This window comes from Gordonia oleivorans, from assembly GCF_040044975.1.
Classification (GTDB): Bacteria; Actinomycetota; Actinomycetes; order Mycobacteriales; family Mycobacteriaceae; genus Gordonia; species Gordonia oleivorans.
On the sequence record NZ_JBDZDI010000007.1, the window covers coordinates 72,280 to 96,540 of the forward strand.

The 24,261-nt window shown below is 67.1% G+C and carries 20 protein-coding genes; 12 read left to right on the forward strand and 8 right to left on the reverse strand.

The features are described 5' to 3' along the window. Window positions 1–417: 417 nt before the first annotated feature. A complete protein-coding gene (gene groL, locus ABLE92_RS12970; protein WP_348805187.1) occupies window positions 418–2,043 on the reverse strand; it encodes a chaperonin GroEL in 1,626 nt (541 codons plus the stop codon). 202 nt (window positions 2,044–2,245) lie between these two features. Further along, on the reverse strand, window positions 2,246–3,472 hold the full coding sequence (locus ABLE92_RS12975) for an alkaline phosphatase family protein (RefSeq protein ID WP_348805188.1): 1,227 nt from the start codon (window positions 3,470–3,472) through the stop codon (window positions 2,246–2,248). A 143-nt stretch (window positions 3,473–3,615) separates the two neighbouring features. On the opposite strand from ABLE92_RS12975, the gene ABLE92_RS12980 reads away from it, so the two are divergent. After that, entirely contained in the window at window positions 3,616–4,185 is a 570-nt protein-coding gene (locus tag ABLE92_RS12980; protein WP_348805189.1) for an Hsp20/alpha crystallin family protein, read from the forward strand. A 442-nt stretch (window positions 4,186–4,627) separates the two neighbouring features. Next, window positions 4,628–6,325, forward strand: a complete 1,698-nt coding sequence (locus ABLE92_RS12985; protein ID WP_348805190.1) for a protein kinase domain-containing protein — start codon at window positions 4,628–4,630, stop codon at window positions 6,323–6,325. A gap of 17 nt (window positions 6,326–6,342) precedes the next feature. Here ABLE92_RS12985 and ABLE92_RS12990 read toward each other — a convergent pair whose 3' ends face one another. After that, window positions 6,343–8,037, reverse strand: a complete 1,695-nt coding sequence (locus ABLE92_RS12990; RefSeq protein WP_348805191.1) for a class I adenylate-forming enzyme family protein — start codon at window positions 8,035–8,037, stop codon at window positions 6,343–6,345. 86 nt (window positions 8,038–8,123) lie between these two features. On the opposite strand from ABLE92_RS12990, the gene ABLE92_RS12995 reads away from it, so the two are divergent. The 3 genes from ABLE92_RS12995 (at window position 8,124) to ABLE92_RS13005 (ending at window position 11,749) form a co-directional block, all read left to right on the forward strand. Continuing rightward, window positions 8,124–8,969, forward strand: a complete 846-nt coding sequence (locus tag ABLE92_RS12995; RefSeq protein ID WP_348805192.1) for a TetR-type transcription factor C-terminal domain-containing protein — start codon at window positions 8,124–8,126, stop codon at window positions 8,967–8,969. A 150-nt stretch (window positions 8,970–9,119) separates the two neighbouring features. After that, on the forward strand, window positions 9,120–10,085 hold the full coding sequence (locus ABLE92_RS13000; RefSeq protein ID WP_348805193.1) for a cyclase family protein: 966 nt from the start codon (window positions 9,120–9,122) through the stop codon (window positions 10,083–10,085). Further along, window positions 10,082–11,749, forward strand: coding sequence for an AMP-binding protein (locus ABLE92_RS13005; protein ID WP_348805194.1), 1,668 nt, complete (start codon window positions 10,082–10,084; stop codon window positions 11,747–11,749). Before ABLE92_RS13000 ends, ABLE92_RS13005 begins: the two co-directional genes overlap by 4 nt. Window positions 11,750–12,015: 266 nt before the next feature. Here ABLE92_RS13005 and ABLE92_RS13010 read toward each other — a convergent pair whose 3' ends face one another. From ABLE92_RS13010 to lppU, 3 genes are all read right to left on the reverse strand, one after another. Next, entirely contained in the window at window positions 12,016–13,008 is a 993-nt protein-coding gene (locus ABLE92_RS13010) for an HNH endonuclease signature motif containing protein (protein WP_496560802.1), read from the reverse strand. Further along, the gene (locus ABLE92_RS13015; protein ID WP_348805196.1) at window positions 12,972–13,649 is read right to left on the reverse strand and encodes a DUF222 domain-containing protein; all 678 of its coding nucleotides are present in this window, start codon (window positions 13,647–13,649) and stop codon (window positions 12,972–12,974) included. The genes ABLE92_RS13010 and ABLE92_RS13015 overlap by 37 nt, the downstream gene beginning before the upstream one ends. A gap of 844 nt (window positions 13,650–14,493) precedes the next feature. Continuing rightward, window positions 14,494–15,045 (reverse strand): LppU family putative lipoprotein, encoded by a 552-nt coding sequence (gene lppU, locus ABLE92_RS13020; RefSeq protein WP_348805197.1) that lies wholly within the window; start codon window positions 15,043–15,045, stop codon window positions 14,494–14,496. Between the two features lie 151 nt (window positions 15,046–15,196). On the opposite strand from lppU, the gene ABLE92_RS13025 reads away from it, so the two are divergent. The 5 genes from ABLE92_RS13025 (at window position 15,197) to ABLE92_RS13045 (ending at window position 19,779) form a co-directional block, all read left to right on the forward strand. After that, window positions 15,197–16,417, forward strand: a complete 1,221-nt coding sequence (locus ABLE92_RS13025) for a sensor histidine kinase (RefSeq protein WP_348805198.1) — start codon at window positions 15,197–15,199, stop codon at window positions 16,415–16,417. Between the two features lie 15 nt (window positions 16,418–16,432). Beyond that, a complete protein-coding gene (locus ABLE92_RS13030; protein ID WP_348805199.1) occupies window positions 16,433–17,221 on the forward strand; it encodes a LytR/AlgR family response regulator transcription factor in 789 nt (262 codons plus the stop codon). Beyond that, on the forward strand, window positions 17,218–17,616 hold the full coding sequence (locus tag ABLE92_RS13035) for a hypothetical protein (RefSeq protein WP_348805200.1): 399 nt from the start codon (window positions 17,218–17,220) through the stop codon (window positions 17,614–17,616). The genes ABLE92_RS13030 and ABLE92_RS13035 overlap by 4 nt, the downstream gene beginning before the upstream one ends. Next, window positions 17,613–19,352 (forward strand): sodium/solute symporter, encoded by a 1,740-nt coding sequence (locus ABLE92_RS13040; protein WP_348805201.1) that lies wholly within the window; start codon window positions 17,613–17,615, stop codon window positions 19,350–19,352. Before ABLE92_RS13035 ends, ABLE92_RS13040 begins: the two co-directional genes overlap by 4 nt. 127 nt (window positions 19,353–19,479) lie before the next feature. Continuing rightward, window positions 19,480–19,779, forward strand: a complete 300-nt coding sequence (locus ABLE92_RS13045) for a GlsB/YeaQ/YmgE family stress response membrane protein (protein ID WP_348805203.1) — start codon at window positions 19,480–19,482, stop codon at window positions 19,777–19,779. A gap of 27 nt (window positions 19,780–19,806) precedes the next feature. On the opposite strand, the gene ABLE92_RS13050 is transcribed toward ABLE92_RS13045, so the two are convergent. Further along, a complete protein-coding gene (locus ABLE92_RS13050; protein WP_348805204.1) occupies window positions 19,807–20,751 on the reverse strand; it encodes a dipeptidase in 945 nt (314 codons plus the stop codon). 163 nt (window positions 20,752–20,914) lie between these two features. Between ABLE92_RS13050 and ABLE92_RS13055 the strand changes: the two genes are divergently transcribed. Next, window positions 20,915–21,304, forward strand: coding sequence for a DUF485 domain-containing protein (locus ABLE92_RS13055; RefSeq protein WP_348805205.1), 390 nt, complete (start codon window positions 20,915–20,917; stop codon window positions 21,302–21,304). Beyond that, entirely contained in the window at window positions 21,301–22,929 is a 1,629-nt protein-coding gene (locus ABLE92_RS13060) for a monocarboxylic acid transporter (protein WP_348805206.1), read from the forward strand. Before ABLE92_RS13055 ends, ABLE92_RS13060 begins: the two co-directional genes overlap by 4 nt. A gap of 121 nt (window positions 22,930–23,050) precedes the next feature. Here the strand turns inward: ABLE92_RS13060 and ABLE92_RS13065 are convergent, their stop codons facing one another. Further along, window positions 23,051–24,166, reverse strand: a complete 1,116-nt coding sequence (locus ABLE92_RS13065; protein WP_348805207.1) for a linear amide C-N hydrolase — start codon at window positions 24,164–24,166, stop codon at window positions 23,051–23,053. Between the last annotated feature and the right edge of the window lie 95 nt (window positions 24,167–24,261).

Genomic DNA, 24,261 nt, shown 5'->3' on the forward strand with positions numbered 1-24,261 from the left:
CTACCGCCGTCCTCCTCAGTCTGAACCCACAGTGATGACATTCAACTCTGAGCACAGGGGAGGCCGTCGCCGTGCGGCTCAATATTCCCCCGGACGATGGACAACCGACGCACGCTGAGCCGTTGAACGCGTCGGCAAACGACACGTCAACACACCGACGACGCGTAACACTGGTCCACGGCTAAGCCGTATTGGGCACGCCCAAGATTTCGTTGGGGGTCCCCCGCCAAGTCCCGATTCAGCCGCGGTATGGGTCCTTGGTTGAGCGCCCACTCGACGGGAAAGGACGCCCACTCGACGGAGACGCCGAAGGCCGGCCACCCACTCGGGGTGACCGGCCTTCGGTCGAGTAACGCTGTGAGCGTTGGGGTTTCGAGAACTCAGGGTTTCGAGAACCTCAACCAGCGAGCGGCGGGATCAGAATCCCATGCCGCCCATCTCGTCGCCACCCGGCATTGCCGGGGCCGGGTTCTTCTCCGGCTTGTCGGCGACGACGGCCTCGGTGGTGAGGAACAGGGCCGCGATCGAGGCTGCGTTCTGCAGCGCCGAGCGGGTGACCTTCACCGGGTCGTTGATGCCGGCGGCCAGCAGGTCCTCGTAGTTGCCGGTGCCGGCGTTGAGGCCGGTGCCCTTCGGCGAGTTGAGGATCTTGTCGGCGACGACGCCGGGCTCGAGGCCGGCGTTGAAGGCGATCTGCTTGGCCGGAGCCGACAGCGCAACCTTGACGATGTTGGCACCGGTGGCCTCGTCGCCTTCCAGCGAGAGTCCGTCGATGACCGGCTCGGACTGCAGCAGGGCCACGCCACCGCCGGCGACGATGCCCTCTTCGACGGCAGCCTTCGCGTTGCGGACGGCGTCCTCGATGCGGTGCTTGCGCTCCTTGAGCTCGACCTCGGTGGCCGCGCCGGCCTTGATGACCGCAACACCGCCGGCCAGCTTGGCCAGACGCTCCTGCAGCTTCTCACGGTCGTAGTCGGAGTCGCTGTTCTCGATCTCGCTGCGGATCTGCGCCACGCGACCGGCGATCGCGTCGGCATCACCGGCGCCGTCGACGATGGTGGTCTCGTCCTTGGTCACGACGACCTTGCGGGCGGTGCCGAGCAGCTCGACGCCGGCGCCCTCGAGGGACAGGCCGACCTCTTCGCTGATGACCTCGCCACCGGTGAGGATGGCGATGTCGGCCAGCATGGCCTTGCGACGGTCACCGAAGCCCGGGGCCTTGACGGCGACGGACTTGAAGGTGCCACGGATCTTGTTGACGACCAGGGTCGAGAGGGCTTCGCCCTCGACGTCCTCGGCGATGATCAGCAGCGGCTTGCCGGCCTGGATGACCTTCTCCAGCAGCGGCAGCAGGTCCTTGACGGTCGAGACCTTGCCCGACACGAGCAGGATGTAGGGATCTTCGAGGACGGCTTCCTGGCGGTCGGCGTCGGTCACGAAGTAGCCCGAGATGTAGCCCTTGTCGAAGCGCATGCCCTCGGTGAGCTCCAGCTGCAGCCCGAAGGTGTTGGACTCCTCGACGGTGATGACGCCTTCCTTGCCGACCTTGTCCATCGCCTCGGCGATGAGCTCGCCGATCGAGGGGTCGCCGGCCGAGATGCCCGCGGTGGCAGCGATCTGCTCCTTGGTCTCGACCTCCTTGGCGCTCTTCAGCAGCGACTCGGTGACGGCCTCGACGGCCTTCTCGATGCCGCGCTTGAGACCCAGCGGGTTCGCGCCGGCAGCGACGTTGCGCAGACCCTCACGCACGAGAGCCTGGGCAAGCACGGTGGCGGTGGTGGTGCCGTCGCCCGCGACGTCGTCGGTCTTCTTGGCAACTTCCTTGACGAGCTCCGCGCCGATCTTCTCGTACGGGTCCTCGAGCTCGATTTCCTTGGCGATGGAGACACCGTCGTTGGTGATGGTGGGGGCGCCCCACTTCTTCTCCAGAACGACGTTGCGGCCCTTGGGTCCCAACGTCACCTTGACTGCGTCGGCGAGGCTGTTGAGACCCCGCTCGAGGCCGCGACGGGCCTCTTCGTCGAACGCGATTTGCTTGGCCATGGGTAAGTGATCCTCCGATAGGGGGTGACACTAGGTTTCGTATGGCCGGAACTCGGTGCCCGCGACGGACGACCGGCGTGTCAGGTGCCGATCTCACCGTCCCGACCTGGCACTCGCAGTACGTGAGTGCCAACGTCCGTTTTAGCACTCGGCCCTGGTGAGTGCAAGGTGTGACTGCCGTCCGGATACACCGGCGCCGTGTTCAGCCAGAGGCCACCAGGAGCGGCACCAATTGCTCGTCGGCAGTCCAGGCGCCGTGGTGGCCGATCATCTTCGCCTCGGACGGTTCGGCCTCGCTGCGGACCAGCACCGTCGTCCCTTGTCCGACGGCGACGATGTCGCCGATCCGGGACGCGATCCGCGGGGGCACGGCGTGGCCGAACCAGCCCTCGTCGAGCACCTGCTCGCGTGTCGCCGTACGCGCATCGTCGTCGCCGACCACCTGCGCCCACGCCGCGAGCACGTCGTCGCGCGCACCGTCCTCGGTGTACAGATGCCGCACGCGCGGCTCGCCGGCGATCATCGCGACCCCCGCGGTCAGTGCGTCCTCGACATCGAGGTCGATGCGACGCCCTGCCGCCAGCATGCCGTGATCGCCGGTCACCGCCAGGGAGGCGTCGGCGGGAAGGCTCGAGGCGATGTCGGCGACGAGGCGATCCACCGTGCGCAGCGCCCCGAGCCACTCGGGCGATCCCGGGCCATACCGATGCCCCGCGGCGTCGAGGTCGGACAGGTAGGCGTAGACGAACCGGGGTCGTTTGCTGCGGCGGACGAGGGTGTTGACGACCCCGTCCAGAACGGAGTCCGACGAGTTGGCCGGCCAGTAGCGTCCGGTCGCGCGGAACGCCACCTGGGTCAGGCCGGTGCCGCGGAACTCACCGGGCATCACGTAGGAGATCTCCACGCCCGCATCGGCGAGGCCGGCCAGCGCTCCGGCCAACGGCGCCACCAGGTTCGGCGGATAGGTCACCAGCGCCGACGGGCCGCCGGAACTATCCATCGTCCAGCGCAGGGCGTTGAGCAGCCGCGGGGTTCCGCGGGTGCGGGAATCGTCGTCGGGCCGAAAGGCGTATCCGATGATGCCGTGCACCCCGCACGGCGCGCCGGTGGTGAGGCTGGTGATCGAGGTGGCGGTGGTCGACGGGAACCCGGCGCGCAGTGTGGCCGCGCGCAGTCGGGCGAGGGTCGGCGCGTCGTCGGCGTGGCGCTGCAGCAGTCGGTCGCCGAGGCCGTCGACCATCAGCAGCACCACTGTCGACGCGGCGAGGTGGGGCATCCCTTCCGTCGCGGCGCCGGGGTCGAGCAGCGTCGCGCCGATCCACGGCAGCACGTCGGCGAGCGTGCGGGGATGGGCTCCCCAGTCGGCCGGTGGGAGTTCCTCCACCACGAGGTCTGCCGGTGCGGGCTGTGCCGACGGGGCGCGATCCATAGCTCCGCATTGTGCCGCACCGGCGGCAGCGCGTCGGCCTTCCGGCCCACTCCCGATCCCACCGAAGGGCCAGCGGAATAAAAGTTGATCGCCATGCGCTCAACTTGACATAAGTAATCCCCCCGCAAGTGATAGGACTCGCCATGGCAACCACCCGCCTCGTTCCCGCCCGTCGTCGTGCCGCCGCGCCGCTGTTCACACCGTTCCGCCCGTTCGACGACCCGCGTGGCCTGCTCGACGTCGTCGACGCCGCCTTTGCCGGCCTCGACTCCCCTCGCTTCGCCGACGCCTGGACACCCGCGGTCACTGTCGAGGAAACCGACGGCGCCTACCGCGTCGAGGCCGAACTGCCCGGCATCAAGCGTGAGGATGTCACCGTCGAACTCGACGAGAAGATCCTGCACATCCACGGCGAGACCACCGAGACCGAGCGGACCGGCAAGGTCCGCCACCAGACGCGTCGCACCGGAAAGTTCGACTACCGGCTCCGCCTCCCCCAGGAGGTCAATGCCGACGCCGTGACGGCAACCCTCACCGATGGCGTACTGACACTCGAACTCGCCAAGTCGGTACCCACCGGGGCCCGTCAGATCACCATCTCCGATGAGTCGCCCGCCGTGCAGGCCGAAACCACTCAGGCGGAGACCACATCGGCCGACGCTCCCGAGACCCCGCTGTCCGGGGCCACCGAGAGTGAGGTCACCGAGAGCTGATCCTCTCGGTTCCGTTCGGTCGGATGCCAGGGATGCCGCCCCACGTATGCCGTGGGGCGGCATCGTGGTGTCTGAAACGCGTTCGTCTCCGCGATCGGGCGGTTCCCGGCCCGGATGCCGATATAACCGGGACGAATACGCCAACTCGCGGCAATAATTGACGCGAGAGCCCTGACCCATCCCGGTTATATCGGCCCCACCCCGGTTATACCGGCCTCATCCCGGCTGTATCGGCATCGGGCATCGCCATCGCCACACACCGACGCCGGCATGCGCGCGGATGCGTCCAATTCGGCGGTACATCCAATGATCAGTACGGAGGCCCACAGTCGCGCGAATGACCGGGTGCCCGCGCCACATACGCGATCGTGACCTCATGGTGCTACTTTCGCCAGGGTGTGCGTGCCGTCGGCACGCCGTCGGGGTGCGGGAAGGGTGAATCATGCGCGGGTCGCCGGATGCGCAGATCGCCGGACACCGACTGGCCGAGATCGTCGGCCAGGGCGGGATGGGGACGGTCTACGCCGCACACCATCCGCGTCTGCCGCGGATGGTCGCGTTGAAGGTCCTCAACGCGTCGGTGTCGGCCGACCCGGCCTTCCGTCGGCGTTTTCAACGCGAGGCCCACCTCTCGGCCGGCCTCGAACACCCGCACATCGTGGGAGTCTACGACTGCGGCGAGGATCGCGGACGGTTGTGGATCAGCATGCGGTTGGTGCGCGGCACCTCCGTGGGGGCGTTGGTGGCCGGCGCACCGCAGGGGATGCCCATCCCGACCGCACTGGCCATCCTGAACGACACCGCCCGCGCGCTCGACTTCGGGCATCGGCGTGGGGTGGTCCACCGCGATGTGAAGCCCGCCAACATCCTCATCGACACCGAGATCGATCAGACGATGCTCACCGACTTCGGTATCGCCCGGCAGATCGGCACCGACGACGGACTCACCGCGGCGGGAACATTCATCGGCACCTTCGACTACTGCTCACCGGAACAGATGTCCGGCCACGATCTCGACGGCCGGTCGGATCAATACAGCCTCGCCTGCATGGCCGTCCAGATGCTCACCGGGTGCAAACCGTTCCAGGGCCCGACCGTCGCGACCGTCATGAAACAGCACCTCGTCGATCCCCCACCATCGGTATCGGCCATGCGACAGGGACTTTCACCCGCCGCCGACCCGGTGATCGCGCGTGGCATGGCCAAACATCCGCAGGAGCGTTTCGCCTCCTGCGTCGAGTTCGTGCAGGCGCTCGGCGCCGCACTGTCGACGCCCGAGCCCGTGCGGGCCGAACCCGCGGAACATGGTGGGGCGCAGCAGGACACAGCAGACCCCGGGGCCGGCGATGCGTATTCCGAGACGGTCGTCGCACCGGCAACCCTGGCACCGGCACCCGACCTGCACTACGAATTCGTCGGAGACGAGCAGGAATTCACCTACACGCTGGTCGGGGTCACCCATACCGTCACGCTGCGACAGATCCGGGCGACCCGCGACCTGCCGCAGCACCGGGTGAGTTCCGGCGATCTGGGTGGGTGGGTCGCCTCGGAGACGAACCTCTCAGATCAGGCATGGGTGGGCGAGGACGCCTGGGTGGTCGGCGACGCGCGGGTCCGCGAGAACGCGAGCGTGCGTGACAACGCCTTCGTGGGCGACCGCACCGACATCTCCGGTACCGCACGCGTCGACGGCAACGCCTCGGTGTTCGGCGATGCGACGGTGTCGGGCACGGCTCGCATCTCCGGTGACGCCGAAATCAGCGGCACCGCATCGGTGTCCGGTTCGGCCTGGGTGTACGAGGAGGCCGCGATCGGGGACGCGTCGAGCATCGACGGAAACTCGCGGATCTGTGGTCGAGCCAAGATCGGCGGCCACGCCCGCGTCGACGAGTTCGCGATCGTGAGTGACCGGTGCCGCATCGGCGATCGGGCAACCGTTCGCGGCCACGCCCGGGTGGGCGACTCCGCGATCGTCTCCGGATCGGCCGTCGTCGATGGGCGGGCCCGTATCCACGGCCACGCCGAGGTCGCCGGGGCGGCCCAGATCGGGGACGACGCGGTGATATCCGGCAATGCGCGGGTCGCCGGGCAGGCCGTGGTCCGCGACGATCAGAAGGTGGATTCGGGCACCCGGGCGTGAGGCGAGCGCCGTTCGGGTCACCGCAGCTTGCGGCGCAGCAGTTTTCCCGTCGCCGATCGGGGGAGTTCGCCGACGATCTCGATCTCCCGCGGGTACTTGAAGGCGGCGAGACGGTCGCGGCAGTAGTCGATCAGCCCGGCCTCGGACACCGAATCCGGTTCGGCGAGAACGACGAACGCCTTGACCGACTCACCCCGGTACTCGTCGGGGATGCCGACCACGGCGACGTCGACGACCGCCGGATGGGTGCGCACGATACGTTCGACCTCGGTGGGCCACACCTTGTACCCGGACGCGTTGATGAGTTCACTCTTGCGGTCGATGATGTAGAACCAGCCGTCGGCGTCCATGAATCCCAGGTCGCCGGTGCGTAATTCGCCGCCGACGAAGGTGTCCGCACTCGCCCGTGGGTTCTGCCAGTAGCCGTCGACCACCTGCGGTCCGGCCACCACGAGCTCACCGATCTCACCGGCGGGCAGATCGGCACCGGACTCGTCGACGACCCGTACCGACGTGTCGAACACCGGCACCCCGACCGACAGCACACCGGTTTCCGGGTCGACCGGGGCATCCCTGCCGAGGGGCACCATGTGGGTGGGTGAGGTGGTCTCGGTGAGTCCGTAGACGTTGTGGATGTAGCCGCCGAGCCGGTCGGCGATGCGCTGGGCGGTCTCCGGATCGATCGGTGCGCCGCCCGACAGCCGCAGTCGAAGCGGCTCCAGTTCGGTTGCGGTGATCGATGATTCGTCGGCGAGTGCGATGTAGGCGGTGATCACCGCGACCATGAAACCGGGACGGTGACGCCGGATGGCGTCGGCCATCACCTCGGGGTGGAAGCGGTGGGTGAGCACCAGGGTTGCGCCGAGCAGGGTGGCGAGCATGACGCCACCGATCAGCCCCGTCACGTGGAAGACCGGCGACGCACCGAGGACCGGGTCGCGCGTCGCACCGGTCCAGTCCCGGTACACGTGGGCACTGAACACGAGGTTCGCATGGGTCAGGCGCGCTCCCTTGGGTGGTCCGGTGGTTCCCGACGTCGCCATCAGCACCGCGGTGTCGAGCGGGCCGACCGGTCGTGCCGGCACCGTCCCATCCGTCGGCCACCCGGCGATCAGCGCGTCGAGATCGATGGTGTCGGCGGGCGCGCGTCGTCCGAAGTCGGCATCGGAGAACAACCTCGCATCCGGACTACTCACACCACTGATCGGCGACGCGGTGAGCACCACCCGTATCCCGGAGTTCCCGTCGCCCAACAGGTTCCGGAGTCGATCCTCGTAGATGTCGTCGAGGGCCAGCAGTGCCGTCGGGGTGTACTCACCGAGCCGTGCGGCTAGTTCGTCGGCGGTCGACATCGGGCTGAGGGTCGCGGCCACTCCCCCGGCGCGCCACGCCGCGATCAACCCGATGACAAAGGCCGGGTCATTCTGCAGGATCAGGGCCATCCGGTCGCCCGGCGCGAATCCCCGGGCGATGAGCAACGCGGCGACGGCGCCGGCCGCATGGTCGAGTTCGGACCACGTCAGCACGCGGTCGAAGTAGGCGATCGCGATGTCGTCGGGGTGCGCGGCGACCGTCGCGTCGAACATGTCGAGCGCGGTGGCGACACCGATCCGCAGGTGCGCTCCCAGACCCGGTGCATAGTGGGCCAACCACGGACGTCGGTCGTAGACGTCGAGGCGGTAATCGGAGTCCGGTGCTGCGGGTGTGTTCATCGCGTCCGCGAGTGTACGAACGCGTGACCTCCTGTGTCCGGCGAACGCGCGGACAGGTAGCGCACCGATGCCCTACCGTGTTCAGCATGGCTGAACGAAGTGCGGTCGGATCGGCGGTTCGACGCACCCGTGAACACGCGGGGATCACCCTGCGTGCGCTGGCGAGCGCGCTCGGCGTCAGCGTCGGCACCATGAGTGCGATCGAGAACGACAAGGTCGCCGTCACGATCGACCGGCTGAACGCGATCGCCGCCGCACTCGACGTGCCGAGTTCCACGCTCCTCGATTTCGACGCCGGGGCACCGGTGGCCGACGCCGCACATCCCGCCTCCGGCGACTGGCGCCACTTCGCCGACCTCGATCTGGACCCGGTGCTCTCGGCCGCGGTGGAGGTGTTCACCGAGACCGGCTATCACGGCGCCACGATGCGGCTGGTGGCCAACGCCGCGGGCATCAGCGTCGCCGGGATCTATCACCATCACCGCAGTAAGCAGCAGATGCTCGTCGCTCTCTGCGATCTCACGATCGCCGACATCACCTGGCGCATGGCCGCCGCATCCGATGAAACCGATTCTCCAGTCGAGAGTTTCGCGAGAATGGTGGAGGCACTGGCACTGTGCCACACCCATCGGCGTGACCTGGCCTTCATCGTGGCCACCGAGATGCGCAGCCTCGAGGAGCCCGACCGGTCGCGGATCGCCGACAATCGCCGTCGCATCCAGCAACGCCTCGACCACGCGGCCGCCCGCGCCGTCGCGACCGGCGAGTTCACCACCGACACACCCCACAACACCGGCCGCGCCATCGCCACCATGTGCATGGCGCTGCCCTACTGGTTCTCGCCGCGCGGGCCGCAGTCCCCCGACGAGGTGGCCGCCGAGTACGCCCGGTTGGCGCTGACCATGATGGGCCATCGGGTTCAGCCCGACTGAACATCTGCGAGCTCCGATCGCCGCCGATGGGCCTGCGGCGGCGGGGGTTGACGCACGCCCGGTCCATCTGTGATCCTCATCTCACTGAACCCGGTCCGAACGATCGCTCGGACTGTTCAGACCTGACGAATCGATGGAGGCGACCACACCATGACATCCGCACCACAGGCTCCCGACCTCACCGAGCTCCTCGACGGCGCACCCAGCAATTGGGGGAAGTGGGGTCCCGACGACGAGGTGGGCAGTCTCAACTACCTGACCGCCGAGCAGGTGCTCGCCGGTGCCGCGCTGATCCGCAAGGGCGCCCTGTTCACGCTGCAACGACTGATCGGTGACCCCGACGGTGACCCGGTGTGGCCCGGACGCAGCCCGGCGACCCGGGAGATGATCCTCGATGAGTCGCACTGGGACGAGGGCGGTGACGGGCCGGCCTTCCCCGGCGGACTGCATTACGCCGACGACAAGATCAACGCCTTCCTGCAGGGCTCCACCCAGTACGACGCACTCGGGCACGTCTGGTACGGCGGCAAGATCTGGAACGGCTACGACGCCCGCACCACCGTCGGCGGACTCGACAAGGCCAGCGTCGAACCCATCGCCGAACGAGGCGTCGCCGGGCGCGCGGTGCTGCTGGACATGGCCCGCTTCCGCGGTGTCGACTGCCTCGGACCCCGCGAGACCTTCGACCACACCGACCTCGAGAAGTGCGCCGCCGCACAGGGTATCGAGATCAAGCCGCGCGACATCCTGTTGATCCGCACCAACCATCTGGAATTGTTCTTCCGCCAGGGCGACAAGTTCTACGACGACTTCTGCGAGCCCGGCCTGGTGTACTCCCCCGAACTCGTGGAGTGGTTCCAGAACAACGAGATCCCCAACCTCGTCACCGACACGATCGCCAACGAGATCACCACCGACCCGCACAACGGCGTCGCGCTGGTGCTGCACAACGCCCTGATGCGCAACCTCGGCGTCACCTTCACCGAGATCTGCGACATGGAGAAGCTCGCCGCCGACTGCGCCGCCGACGGCGTGTACGAATTCTTCTATGTCGCAGCGCCGTTGAAGATCCACAATGCGACCGGCTCCCCGGTCAACCCGGTGGTGCTCAAGTGAGCGGCCCCACCTACACCGACCGGCCCTGGCTGGCGCTGTACCCGCCGGGGTCGCCACCCGACATCGACGTCGAGTACCGCACCGGACTCGACATCTTCGACGCCGCGGTCGCCGATCATCCCGATGATCCGTTCCTGCTCTACTTCGACGGCTCACTGAGCTTCGGTGACGTCGACAAGGCGTCACGTGCCGTGGCGGTCACGTTGCGCGAGAAGGGATTCAACGCAGGCGACCGACTCGCCCTGTATGTGCAGAACAATCCGGCGTTCGTCATCGGTCTGATCGCCGCCTGGCGGGCCGGTGGTGCCGCCGTGGCGATCAACCCGATGAACAAGGCCCGGGAGTTGACCTATCTGCTCACCGACTCCGGCGCGGTCGCTCTGCTCACCCTCGACGACCTGTACGAGACCGTCGCCAAGGAGGTCATCGCGGCCGGCACCACGTCGGTGCACACGGTGATCACCTGCTCGCCGTTGGACTTCCAGGGTCGCAACGACGAGCGTCTCTTCGCCGGACTCACCCGGACGAAGCCGGAGGGAACGCTGGACCTGCTCACCATCATCGACGATGACATCGGCGCGGAGCTGCCGCCGGTGACGTTGAGCCCCGACGACGTCGCGGTGCTCGCCTACACCTCGGGTACCACCGGTAATCCCAAGGGCGCCATGAACACTCATGGGAACCTGGCGTTCAATGCGCAGACGTATCGGGATTGGACCGGCCTCAAGCCGGGCGAGGGTGTGCTGGGCGTGGCACCGCTGTTCCACATCACCGGGCTGGTCGGGCATGTCATGTTCGCGATGATCGCCGGATCGCCGCTGGTGCTTGCGCATCGTTTCGAACCGTCGGTCATGCTCGACGCCATCCGGGAGCATCGTCCGGTGTTCACGGTCGCCGCGATCACCGCGTTCAACGCGCTGGCGTCGGCACCGGGAGCCACCCGCGACGATTTCGAGAGTCTGCGCATCCTGTACTCCGGTGGCGCTCCGATCGCACCGGCGGTCGCCGACCGCCTCGAGGAGGTCTTCGGCGCCTACATTCACAACATCTACGGGCTCACCGAGACCAATTCCCCGTCTCATGGTGTGCCACTAGGTGTTCGGGCTCCGGTCGATCCGGCGTCGGGAGCGTTGTCGGTGGGCGTGCCGGTGTTCAACACCGTGGTGCGTGTCGTCGACGAGGCCGGCAACGACGTCGCGCCCGGCGAGGTCGGCGAGTTCGTCACGTCCGGTCCACAGGTGGTGGCGGGGTACTGGAACAAGCCGGAGGCGACGGCGAGTTCGATCCCCGGCGGTGCCCTGCACACCGGTGACGTCGGTTTCATGGACGCCGACGGCTGGTTCTATCTCGTCGACCGCAAGAAGGACATGATCAACGCGTCCGGGTACAAGGTGTGGCCACGGGAGGTCGAGGACGTCCTCTACACCCATCCGGCCGTCCGGGAGGCCGCGGTCGTCGGGGTACCCGACGACTACCGCGGCGAAACCGTGAAAGCCTATGTCTCCCTTCGCGAAGGTGAGTCCGTCGAACCCGACGACCTGATCGCCTTCTGCAAGGAACAGATGGCAGCCTACAAGTATCCGCGCGCGGTGGAGATCGTCGGCGAACTACCGAAGACCGTCACCGGCAAGATCCTGCGAAGGGAGTTGCGGGACAACGGCTGAGGACCGACATGCGGCTCGGCCGGCGGGCGACTTCCGCCGGTCGAGCCGCCCCGTTTCGTCGGTCGAGCCGACCATCCCCTCCGGTCGAGACCACGCAACCCGGTGCTGGAAACCGACTGCAGCGCACCAAAACTCCCGCCGGTCGAGCCGTCACCGTCTCGCCGGTCGAGCCGCCTCGTGCGAGCTTGCGAGCCCGTGGCGTGTCGAGACCACGCAACCCGATGCTGGAAAACAATTGCAGCGCAGCACCACCCGACGGTAGTGACCTACCGCGGATAGGTGGTAATGGTCTCCCCGGTGACCGGGTCGCGCCAGATGACAGCCCGATCCGACAGCATGGTGGGGATCAACAACCCCATGTGTTTTCTCTGATGGTCCGGGGTGCACAACGGCATCAGGTTGAATTCCACGGTCCAGCCACCGGTGATCGGATCCTGGTGCACGAATTTCACCAGGTGATCGATCTGGCATTCACTGGCCGGGCGGCCGCAATGCGGGTACCGGCAGGTGCCATCCAACTCGATGATCTTCTCCCGCAACCATGCCGGTATCCGATACGTCAACGCACCCGGCGGTGGGAGCAGATGTCCGCCGTGTCCGGTGGGGTCGATCGGTGCCGCGGGGAACGGATCGTCGAGGCGACGCCACGCAGCGGGTATCCGATCGAGTGAGGTGGCGGTGTTGATGCTGGGGATGTCCAGGGTGGGAAACTCGCTGACGGTCACCAGTTGCCCCGAGCTGATCAGCGATCGGGCGTGGGAGTTGTCAATCACGCCGAAGTACTCCAACCGGGCCTCCCGCTGCCCGGACGGATCGGTGATCAACGACAGCGACAACTGCGAATCGCTTTCGGTGTCGGTGTCGGGTTGCGCCTCTTCGGTATCCGTTGCATCGAAGTCAGCGTCGTCGTCGGTGATCGTCTCGGCATCGTCGGTGACATCGGCGTCACCATCAGCGTCCGACTGTGCATCGTCGGTCGTCTCGAGATCGTCGGTTACGTCGGCGTCCGCATCGACATCGTCGGACGGATCAGTCTCGTCGACGTCGATGTCGAGGTCGGTCAGACCACTCGGCTCCTCCGGCAAGGGGATCGCCCGGGAGCAGTCGCCTCGCCCGCATTCGCACGACAGGTGCGCGCCGGGCAGTCCTTGGATTTCGGCGAATGCCGCGACCTGCACCTGACCCTGACGACGCGGATCACGCGGGCAGATCCGCTCACTGATCATCTTCGCGATCCGCGCCGCCAGGTGGGCACCCATCTCGCCTGGTGCGTAGACCGAGATGCTGCAGTGCCCGTTGGTGTCCCGGCGCACCCGCACGTTCTGATCCCGTGCGGCGGCTCCTCGCGACGGTCGGCGGCACCGTCGGGATCCAGGGCGATCACCATCTCGATGACCTGATCCCGCAGGGTCGTATCGGCCTGATTGCGTTCGGCGAGTTGCAGTGCACGGGTTTCGGCGAAGGCACGGACGTCATCGTCGGACAGGACGACGATCTCGTCGGCGATGATGCGGATGCGTTCCAGGGAGTGGTCACCGTCGAGGAATGCGGCGGTCACGGTCGGGAGCGTTGACAGCAGAAAGCTCAACGTCATCCACGCCGTTGCTTGCGGCACCGATACTCCCAGGGTGGTGGATACCTTGCCGGTCGCGGACTTGTCGACGGCGCCGGTGGTGTGCACGTTGGTTTGATGGCCCGAGAGCAGCATCTCGTCGTATACGGTGTGCCCGATCCGCGCCGCGGACAGCACTTTCCGCGCGATCACTTGCCGTTCCTGGCGTTGCAGGGATCGGGCCAGGGCGGTGGCCGCCTCGACAGGGAGGTGATCGATCATGGCGGCGTCGTCGGCGGTCATCGACAGTTCCGGCGCCTTGCTGCCGGTAATTGTGTTGGTGGCCATGATGTTCACCCCCTTTGCTCGTTCGATTCAACTGAACTGAGTCAAGTGTAGCGACGGCCACCGACAAGTCTTTCCGCCGCGGAATCGGTTGGGGGTGAGCGCTGTCAGTGTCGGCAGAGCCGTGTTCGGTTGGCGGTGACTCGGTTTCGTCGTCGGGTTGCGGAGGTCTCGACTCGGTCCTCCGCTATCGCTCCGGACCGGCTCGACCAACGGGAGGGGCGGGTCGGCTAACGGAAGGTCGGCTCGGCCAGCGGGGGTTACTGAACCGCCTGTTTGCGTGAGGCTTTCACCTTACGAAGGTGGCCTCGATACGCGACGAGCTCGCTTCGCTCACGCGGCGCACTCGACCAGCGGGGGAGGTATTGCGCTGTCGAACTGCGGAAGTGGTCTCGACCTCGACGAGCTCGGCCCGGCGGATACGCGACGAGCTCGCTTCGCTCGCGCGGCGCACTCGGCCAGCGGGGGTTGCAGAAGTGGCCTCGATACACCGCCTCGCAAGCTCGTCGGCACTCGGCCAGCGGGGGTTGCCCACCGCTGGCCGAGTGGGGCGGAGCTTGCGGAGCCCCGTATCCGCCGGGCCGAGCCTGTCGAGGTCGTGGCCACCCTGGTGAGTGGGAGCTGTTGCTTGGGTGGAGCTTTCAACTTACGCAAGTGGGTCTCGATACGCGACGAGCTCGCTTCGCTCGCGCGGCGCACTCGACCAGCGGGGGAGGTATTGCGCTGTCGAATTGCGGAAGTGGTCTCGACCTCGACAAGCTCGGCCCGACGGATACACCGACTCGCAAGCTCGTCGGCACTCGACCAGCGGGAGGTCACCTACCGCTGGTCGAGTCGTCGGAGTCCGTCAGCCCTGCAACTTCTCCACGCAGACGACCTTCTGACGTTCGTCATAGGTGTAGTAGTTGGTCGTCGCGTCCGGGCACAGGCTGTCGTCGGTGGTACCGGGGACGATCTCGAGGACGCGCAGCGCCTCCGGATCCGACGACGTGCATTCGACGTGCGCGGGGTCGCCATAGCTCGGCACGGTCATGCACTCGCCGACGGCCCAGTCGGTGTCGAGGCACAATGCGCCCTGCTGGGTGCTGCCCCGGGTGACGTAGTAGGTCTGGTCGACGTCGGAGGGGCACGCCTCCTTCGTCGGCGCCTTGGCCACCACGACGTAGTTGGCCGGGTCCTGCCCACAGGTCGCGTGATCGATCTCGGCCTCGAAGGTGGTGCCGGACAGGTAGACGCAGTCGCCGATGTTCGCGTCGAAGTCGACGTCACCTCCACCGTCCTGGCTCTCCGTCACCGACGACACCGTCGAGGAGTCGCCGAACGGCAGGGCTCCGCAGCCGGTCAGGGTGGCCGCAGCCAGCAATCCCGCACCGATTCCACCAATGACTCGCGCCGACATCCTGCGCATTTCTCACCTCCGCATCCATGGGCCACTTCCCACAGCCCCCGACATGTCCTCGGTACGCTACGACACATCCCCCATTCGCCTCATACCGGACCATTCGAACGCGCGACAATGACACACGTGAGGTCGACATCCGGGAGTTGTCATGTCTAGCGGTCTGGCGATCGCGCTCGCGATCGTCGCGGTGGCCGTCGTTGCCGGGCTGATCGTGCTGGTCCGCACCCGCCGCGTCGTCGCCACCCCCACCGAACGTGCCGTGCACACGGCATTGCACACCGCGTCGCTGGCGGCTCGGTCGCTGCGTGGCGGCCTCACCGCCGACGCCGCGCGGGACGCCCTCCCGCCGCTGCGTTCCCTGACCGCCGCCGACGGCATCGCGCTCTACGACGCCGAACCGTCGCTGCTCGCCCACGACGCCACCGACATCGTCACGTGGGATGAGCTGCTGATCGCGGCGGCGGACACGGCGGCCACGTCCGCTCTGACCGACCAGCGACGTGTCCTGGTGAACGACCCGTCCGGCCCCGAGTCGCCGGTGCGAACGCTCATCGCCCAACCGCTGATCGCCGACGACGTGGGTGCCGGTGCGCTGGTCGTCGTCACCGTCGACCACCCCACCCCCGGCAAGCTCGGCGCCATCGCCGAGGTCGCCCGCTACGTCGCCGATCAGGTGGAACTGGCCGAACTCGACGCGTCACGCACCCGCCTGGACCGCGCCGAGGTCCTGGCCTTGCGCGCGCAGATCAGTCCGCACTTCATCTACAACGCGCTCAACACGATCGCGTCGTTCGTGCGGACCGACCCGGACCGCGCCCGCGAACTCATCATCGAGTTCGCCGACTTCACCCGCTACTCGTTCCGTGCCGCCGGTGAGTACACCCTGCTGTCGGACGAACTGCGCAACATCGACCGCTACCTGACGTTGGAGCGGGCCCGCTTCGGCACCGCCCTCGACGTGCGGTTACAGGTGGCACCGGAGGTCCTCGGCGTCGTCGTACCGTTCCTGGCCCTGCAGCCACTCGTGGAGAACGCGGTCCGGCACGGACTGGCCGGCAAAGGCGGCGGCACCATCACGATCATCGCCCGCGACGAGGGCGCCGACTGTGTGATCACCGTCGAGGACGACGGCGTCGGCATGGACCCGGAGCTGTTGCGGTCGGGTGAGATCGACGCGCTCGATCCGCCCGGACCGTCCGCTCGGGAACGCGGCGAATCCGCGGGCGCCCACGTGGGGCTCACCAATGTCGATCATCGGCTGCGGGCGGCGTTCGGCAACGACTACGGTCTAGTGGTCGATACCGGCATCGGCGCCGGAACCAAGGTCGGTATGCGCGTCCCGAAGTTCCGTGCCGGCGTGCAGGTGTGATGAAGCAGCAATGAGATGGGATTCGCCGTGCCCCTGAGCGTTCTGGCCGTCGACGACGAGCGGCCCGCCCTCGACGAACTGGTGTACCTGCTCTCCCGGGAACCGGGCATCGGCGAGGTGCGCTCGGCCTCCGATGCCACCCAGGCGTTGCGCACCCTCAACGACTACACCATCGACGCCGTCTTCCTCGACATCAACATGCCGGGACTGTCCGGCATCGAACTGGCCACCGTCCTGGGCAAACTGAGCGATCCGCCGGCGATCGTGTTCGTCACCGCCCACGACGATCGCGCCGTCGACGCCTTCGACGTCGGCGCCCTCGACTACCTGCTGAAACCCTTGCGCGATGAGCGATTACGGCAGGCCATCGAACGGGTGGAGGCCGCGGTCGCCGGACACCGCGACGCGGAGCCGGAGTCCGGGCGCGACGATGACGTCATCCCCGTCGAACTCGGTGGGGTGACCTCGCTGGTGCGTCGCGACTCGATCTCCTGGGTGGAGGCGGTCGGCGACTACGCACGACTGCATTCGGCCACCGGAGCGCACCTGGTCCGCATCCCGCTGAGCACACTGGAATCACGCTGGCAGGACAAGGGTTTCGCCCGCATCCACCGTTCGTACCTGGTGGCGTTGCCGATGGTGACCGGCCTGCGGTCGGCCGGCTCGACGACGGTGGTGTGTGTGCGCGCCAACGGATCCGCCGACGCTGCCGAACTCCCGGTGAGCCGCAGGCAGGTTCGGGAACTCAAGGACCGACTGATCCGGGACCCCATGCGCGCGTACCGATCCGGGGACGAGCAATGATTGGCCCACCGCACCGCGAGCGGGTGGTCCTCGCACAACGCCGCGGCGCCCGGATCGTCCGCACCCGCGTGGAGGTCCATGAGCAGACCGAGGTCGGCGACGCCCTCGTGCGCGGACTGATGCGCGCACAACTGGGGCTGGCCCTACGCCTCGGCGTCAGCATCGTCGCACTGATCGCGCTGATCCCGTTGCTGGGCATCATCTTACCCAGTCTCGCCGATTTCGACGTGTTCGGCATCAGACTGTCGTGGCTGGTGCTCGGCGTCGCACTGTATCCGGTCCTCTACGGTTTCGGACGCCTCTACGTGCGGCTGGCCGAGCAGGCCGAAAGCGACTTCATGGGCGTCGTCGACGACGACACCCGTACCTCCGAGGCCACCGATGGCCGACGATGAGTGAGTCGGTGCTGACCGCGACCGCCCTGGTGGTCGCGGCACTGGCCACCATCGTCATCGGCGCCTACGGCGGCCGCTTCGCCCGCACCACCTCCGATTTCCTGGTGGCCTCCCGCAGTGTCGGATCACGCTGGAACGCGGCCGCGATCTCCGGCGAATACCTCTCGGCGGCATCCTTTCTCGGTGTCGCGGGACTCGTCGCCAAATACGGCGCCGACGCCCTGTGGTATCCGGTGGGCTTCACCGCCGGCTACCTCGGCGTGCTGTTGTTCGTCGCCGCGCCGCTGCGTCGGTCCGGCGCCTACACCGTGCCGGACTTCGCCGAGTTCCGGCTCGCGTCCCGCCCGGCCCGCCAGACCGCGATGATCGTCGTGGTGGTGATCTGCGTGCTGTACCTGATCCCCCAATTCCAGGGCGCGGGACTGACATTGAACATTCTGCTCGGCGTGCCGGTGTGGGTGGGTGCGGTGGCCGTCGGGGTGATCGTCATCGTCAACGTGGTCGGCGGCGGCATGCGGTCGATCACCTTCGTGCAGGCCTTCCAGTACTGGCTGAAACTCACCGCGATCGGCGTTCCCGCACTCGCCCTGGTGATCGTGTTCCTCGGTGATCGCCACGCCGTCGGCGAACCCGCACCACCGCGGGTGGACGTCGCGACCACCGTGGACGTCACCACCGACACCGTCGTCGCGGTGCCCGCGGTCGCGGGCGTGCGGGTCAGCGGCGTCGTCGACGGCCACGAGATGCGCGACGGCCGATTCCCCGCTCCCGGTGAGTACACCCTGCGGTCGGGTACCACCATCCATCTCGATGCCGGTGCGGCCACCCCGGTGGTCGCCGGGGCGCCGACGACGGGTGCGGCGTGGCTGTCCACCGGCGGTGGTCTGGGCGGCGAACATCCACTGTTCCAGGTGTATTCGATCATCATCGCGACGTTCCTCGGCACCATGGGATTGCCGCATGTGCTGGTGCGCTTCTACACCAATCCCGACGGCCGCTCGGCCCGCCGCACCGCACTCACCGTGATCGCACTGCTCGGATTGTTCTACCTGTTTCCCCTCCTGCTGGGCGTGTTCGCGCGGCTCTACGTGCCGCAGCTGCTGATCACCGGGACCGCCGACGCGGCGGTGTTGCTGTTGCCGTCGGCGGCGGTCGGTGGGCTCGCCGGGCAACTCCTCGCCGCCCTCGTCGCCGCGGGTGCGATCGCGGCCTTCCTGGCGACGTCGTCGGGTCTGCTCGTCAGCGTCGCCGGCGCGGTGTCCACCGACGTGCTGTCCGGCCGCATCCGCGACTTCCGGATCGCGGCGGTGATCGGCGGGACGCTGCCGATCGTGTTCTCCCTGGCGACCGCGTCATTGGAGCTGTCCCGGACCGTCGGCCTGGTGTTCGCGGTGGCCGCCTCCACCCTCTGTCCGCTGCTCATCCTGGGTATCTGGTGGCGTGGACTGACCCCGATGGGCGCGATCTGCGGCATGGTGATCGGCGGCGTGTCCTCGGGCACCGCAACCTCTTTGGCGATCGCCGGGGTCATCGACGACGAGGCCCTCGGCGGGTGGCCCGCGGTGATCATCGGCTATCCGGCCGCGGTCACCGTGCCGCTGGCCTTCGCCACGATGGTGCTGGTCAGCCTCGGCACCCGACGCCGCGTACCCGGCGACCTGTCGCGCATCTTCGCCCGCATGCACGTGCCCGAACGGCTCGGCATGGGCGTCGAACGCGTCCCCGGCGAACGCTGAACCCGGGGCGCAGCAACCGTTTCCGTCGTGAACCAGGAATGCGTCATCGCGGATACACCTCGATCGATCGGCGTCGACGGGCTACGGTCGAGGGGTTCGATCGACCGCCCACCGACGGGAGTTCACCATGATCACCTTGGCCGCCACCGAGATCCTCGCCCGATCGACCACCCTGACCAACGTCGGGTGGATCAGCTATATCTTCATCGGCGCCATCGCAGGCTGGATCGCCGGCAAGATCGTCAAGGGCGGCGGCTCCGGGCTGCTGATGAACATCGTCATCGGCATCGTCGGCGCGCTGATCGGCGGCTTCCTGCTGAGCTTCTTCCTCGACACCGCGGGCGGCGGATGGTGGTTCACCCTGTTCACCGCCATTCTCGGCTCGGTGATCCTGCTGTGGATCGTGGGTCTGGTCCAGAAGCGGTAACCCGCACCGGGTGTCACCTACTCACCCTCACCAACTCACCGCGGCCACCCGGGCGAAGTTCCCGCCGAGCGCCGCGGAGACGTCGGCGTCGGCCCAGCCGCGCGCACGCAGGTGATCGCCGAGCGTCACGAAGATCTCCGGCGCCATCCACTCGATGGGGCCCCAGCGTGTGTACGACTCGTCGAAGGCCTCCGGATGGGTGCGGATCTCGTCGAGGAAGTCCGCGGCATCGAACGAGTGATCCGTGCTGACACCGACGTGATCGATGCCGACGAGCTCGACGGCGTACTCGAGGTGGCGGATCATCGCCTCGATCGACGGGGTGTTGGGCCCCAGGAAGATTCCGACCCCGGTGATCCCGACGACGCCGCCGGTGGCCGCACACGCCCGCGCCTGATCGTCGGTGATGTTGCGTGGATGCTCCCAGACCGCCCGCATGCAGGAGTGGCTGTAGATCACCGGCTTGGTGGACACCTCGCACATGTCCAGGCCGGTGCGGGCGCTGCAGTGTGAACCATCGGGCACCATGCCCGCAGCGTTCATCTCGGCGACCAGGTCCCGCCCCCAGCCGGTGAGTCCGGTGTCGTCGGTGTCGAGACATCCGCAGCCGGCCCGGTTGGCGTGGTTGTAGCTGGGCAACATGGTCCGTACGCCGAGTGCGGTGAAGGCGGCCACGTTGTCGAGGTCGCCGTCGAGCGGGTGGGAGTCCTCGAGGTCGAAGGCGATCGCGATCCGGGTGGGGTCGCCGGTGGTGATGTCGTCGACGCAGGCGGCCAGGCGCAGGTGCGGGTGCGCCTGGATTCCGGCGCGGAAACGGTGCAGCAGCCGCGTGGAATCGGCGCAGGTCTGCGGTGAGTACCCGACGTTGACCGAGACATAGGTCGGGCCGGGCCGCGCGAACCGCGTGAGGGGGTCGACGTCGGCGTCGGGCTGCAGCGGCAGGCAGGCGTGCTGGTCCCAGAGCAGGGTCATGGCGTCAGTAGTACACGCAATCCCCCGACCGTTCATCGGCACGCACCGACCGCCCACCGCACAGATGACCGGCTTCGTCGTGTGACCCATGCCACCCCATTGTGTGTGATGTCTGCCTCACCCACCCTGTGATGCATCGACCATCACAGTTGGGAGGGACATCGTGTCCACTGTCGATCAACCCGCGTCGGCCCAGCCGCCCGGCCATCCACCGCACGAACATCATCAGCTGCACCCGTCCGGCGAGCAGTTCATCGCCATGCAGGAGAGCCCCGGGTTCCAGAACCTCAAGCGGACCCTGCGCCGCTTCGTCTTCCCGATGACCGCGTTCTTCCTGATCTGGTACGCGCTCTACGTGGCCCTCGGCGCCTTCGCGCACGACTTCATGGCGACGCCGGTGTGGGGCAACATCAACGTCGGTCTCATCCTCGGTCTGCTGCAGTTCGTCACCACGTTCCTCATCACCGGGCTCTACGTACGCTTCGCCAACCGCGACCTCGATCCGCAGGCCGCCGCACTGCGCGACAAGATGGAAAGTGAGATCGAACGATGACCACCGCTGCAGCCGCCGCCGTCGGCAATCCGGTCGCCAACATCGCGATCTTCGTGGCGTTCGTCGCCATCACCATGTTCGTCGTCATCCGGGCGAGCCGGAACAACTCCTCGGCCGCCGACTACTTCACCGGTGGCCGCGCCTTCTCCGGTCCGCAGAACGGTGTCGCCATCGCCGGTGACTACCTGTCGGCCGCGAGCTTCCTCGGCATCGCCGGCGCCATCGCGGTGTACGGCTACGACGGCTTCCTCTACTCCATCGGCTTCCTGGTGGCCTGGCTCGTCGCCCTGCTGCTGGTGGCCGAATTGCTGCGCAACACCGGCAAATTCACCATGGCCGACGTGCTGAGCTTCCGGCTCAAGCAGCGTCCGGTGCGCCTGGCCGCGGCCATCTCGACCCTGGCCGTGTCGCTGTTCTACCTGCTGGCCCAGATGGCCGGTGCCGGCGGTCTCGTCGCCCTCCTCCTCGACATCGAGTCGCGGGCCGGACAATCGCTGGTGATCGCCGTCGTCGGCGCCCTGATGATCGTCTACGTGCTCGTCGGCGGCATGAAGGGCACCACCTGGGTGCAGATCATCAAGGCCGTCCTGCTGATCGCCGGCGCGGCGTTCATGACGGTGATGGTGCTCGCCAAGTTCGGGCTCAACGTCTCCGACATCCTCGGCAATGCACAGCAGGCGATCTCGGGGTCGTCGAGCGACAAGGTCGCCGCCCGTGACGTTCTCGCACCCGGCGCCAAGTACGGCGGATCGTTGGAGTCGCAGATCAACTTCATCTCGCTGGCCATCGCCCTGGTGCTCGGCACCGCCGGTCTGCCGCACGTGCTGATGCGCTTCTACACCGTCCCGACCGCGAAAGAGGCTCGGCGCTCGGTGGTCTGGGCCATCGCCCTGATCGGCGCGTTCTACCTGTTCACCCTGATCCTCGGCTACGGAGCCGCGGCCATCGTAGGACCGGACCGCATCCTCGCCGCGGCCGGCAAGGAGAACTCGGCGGCACCGCTGCTGGCCTTCGAACTCGGCGGCACCGTGCTCCTCGGCATCATCTCGGCGGTCGCCTTCGCGACGATCCTCGCGGTGGTCGCCGGCCTCACCATCACCGCGTCGGCGAGTTTCGCCCACGACATCTACGCCAGCGTCATCAAGCGCGGCAAGGTGAGCGAAGACGATCAGGTGCGTGTGTCCCGTTACGCCGCAATCACTCTCGGCGTGCTGGGTATCGTCCTGGGCATCCTGGCCAACGGCCAGAACGTCGCCTTCCTGGTGGCGCTGGCCTTCGCGATCGCCGCCGCGGCCAACCTGCCGACCATCGTGTACTCGCTGTACTGGAAGCGCTTCAACACCCGCGGCGCCCTGTGGAGCATCTACGGTGGCCTCGGCTCGACGCTGCTGCTGATCGTGTTCTCCCCCGCGGTCTCCGGCAAGGCGACGTCGATGATCCCCGGCGCCGACTTCGCCTGGTTCCCGCTGGAGAACCCCGGCATCGTGTCGATCCCGCTCGCGTTCGCGCTCGGCATCATCGGCACCCTGACCGCGCCGAACGATCGCGGTACCCCGGAACGCAATGCGGAGATGGAGGTGCGTTCGCTGACCGGCATCGGTGCCGAGGAGGCGGTCGCCCACTGACGTCCCGGTAATCCCGGACACAAGAATTGGGTCCTGTTGGAGAAGCTGGGTGGCACACCACCCAGGTTCTCTGACAGGACCCAATTCTGTTGTCGCAGAGAGTGTTATCGAGAGCGCGAACTCAGGTCGCGTCGACGAACTCCACGAGTTTGGCGTCGACCTTGTCCTGGATATCCTTGATGCGCTCCTCGATGGGCTTCGCCGCGTCGAGGCTGTGCTTGGCCTTCTCCACCAACTCCCCGATCAGCTTGGCCTGCTCGATGGAGACGATGTGGAACTTGTGATGCTTGAACTTGTGGCCGACGTTGCCCGACAGTCCGTGCTCGACCTCGAGACCGTTGACGAGGTCGAGCTTCGCGTCTCCCGATCCCTCGCTGAAGTCGAGATCCTTCAGGTCGACCCACACGGTGTTCGGGCGGGTGGTGGACTCGAAGATGTAGCGCGGGTTGGTCAGATCGATGACGACCTGCCACAACGTCTGTGACGCATCGGGCTTGCCCGGGTCCGCGGTGCGGAACGGTTGCGCCGTGTTGCGCATGATGCTGCCCATCGCGGCGGTGGCCTGCAACCGCGAGGTGGGCTGCGGCTGATGGTGCACGTAGTACGACGCACGAGCGAAACGGTCGGCCGCGTCGCAGGTACCGGGGAGCGCTTCCGAGCCGCCCAGACCCTCGAACTTCTGGACGAGCTCCAACTGCTTGTCGTAGGTGGGCGAATTGGTCATCACCCAGTAGTCCCGGCTGTGGTAGACGTCGAGCTTGCCGTCGATGTATTCGAAGATCGCCGAATCGCCGGTGGCGTCGTCGAGTGCCAGATGAATCGCCGGGTGGCTGCCGCCGGTCGGGTCCGCCATCGGAATCACCTGCGGATCATTGTCCTGAGTCCACCGCACGGCCTCGGCAACCGAGGCGAAATTGTCGAGGTAGTACTGCAGCCACACCGACATCGCCAACTGCGGACGATTCGGATCCGGGGTTCCGTACTCGGACTCGGCGAGCCACAGAATGTGACCTGCCAGCCCTTTCTCATTCACCCCGTCGGTCGACAGGATGTCGTACACGCCGGCAATCACGCTGCCGTATTTCGAGGTCCACTTCAGCGTGCCCTCGACGCGATCATTGCGTTTCACACCGCGCGGGAGCTTCCAGAGGTTGGTGTGGAGATCCTGATGGAAGTCCATGTTCCGGCCGACGATGACAGATCCGTTGGCGTCCGGCCACATCACACGCGTGCACACAGAATTCTCTTTTCGTTGTCGACGATTCTGCCGAGAACATTATCTCAGTGCGAGAGAACATCGCAGCAATAGGTTTACCGCGGACGACACCGATG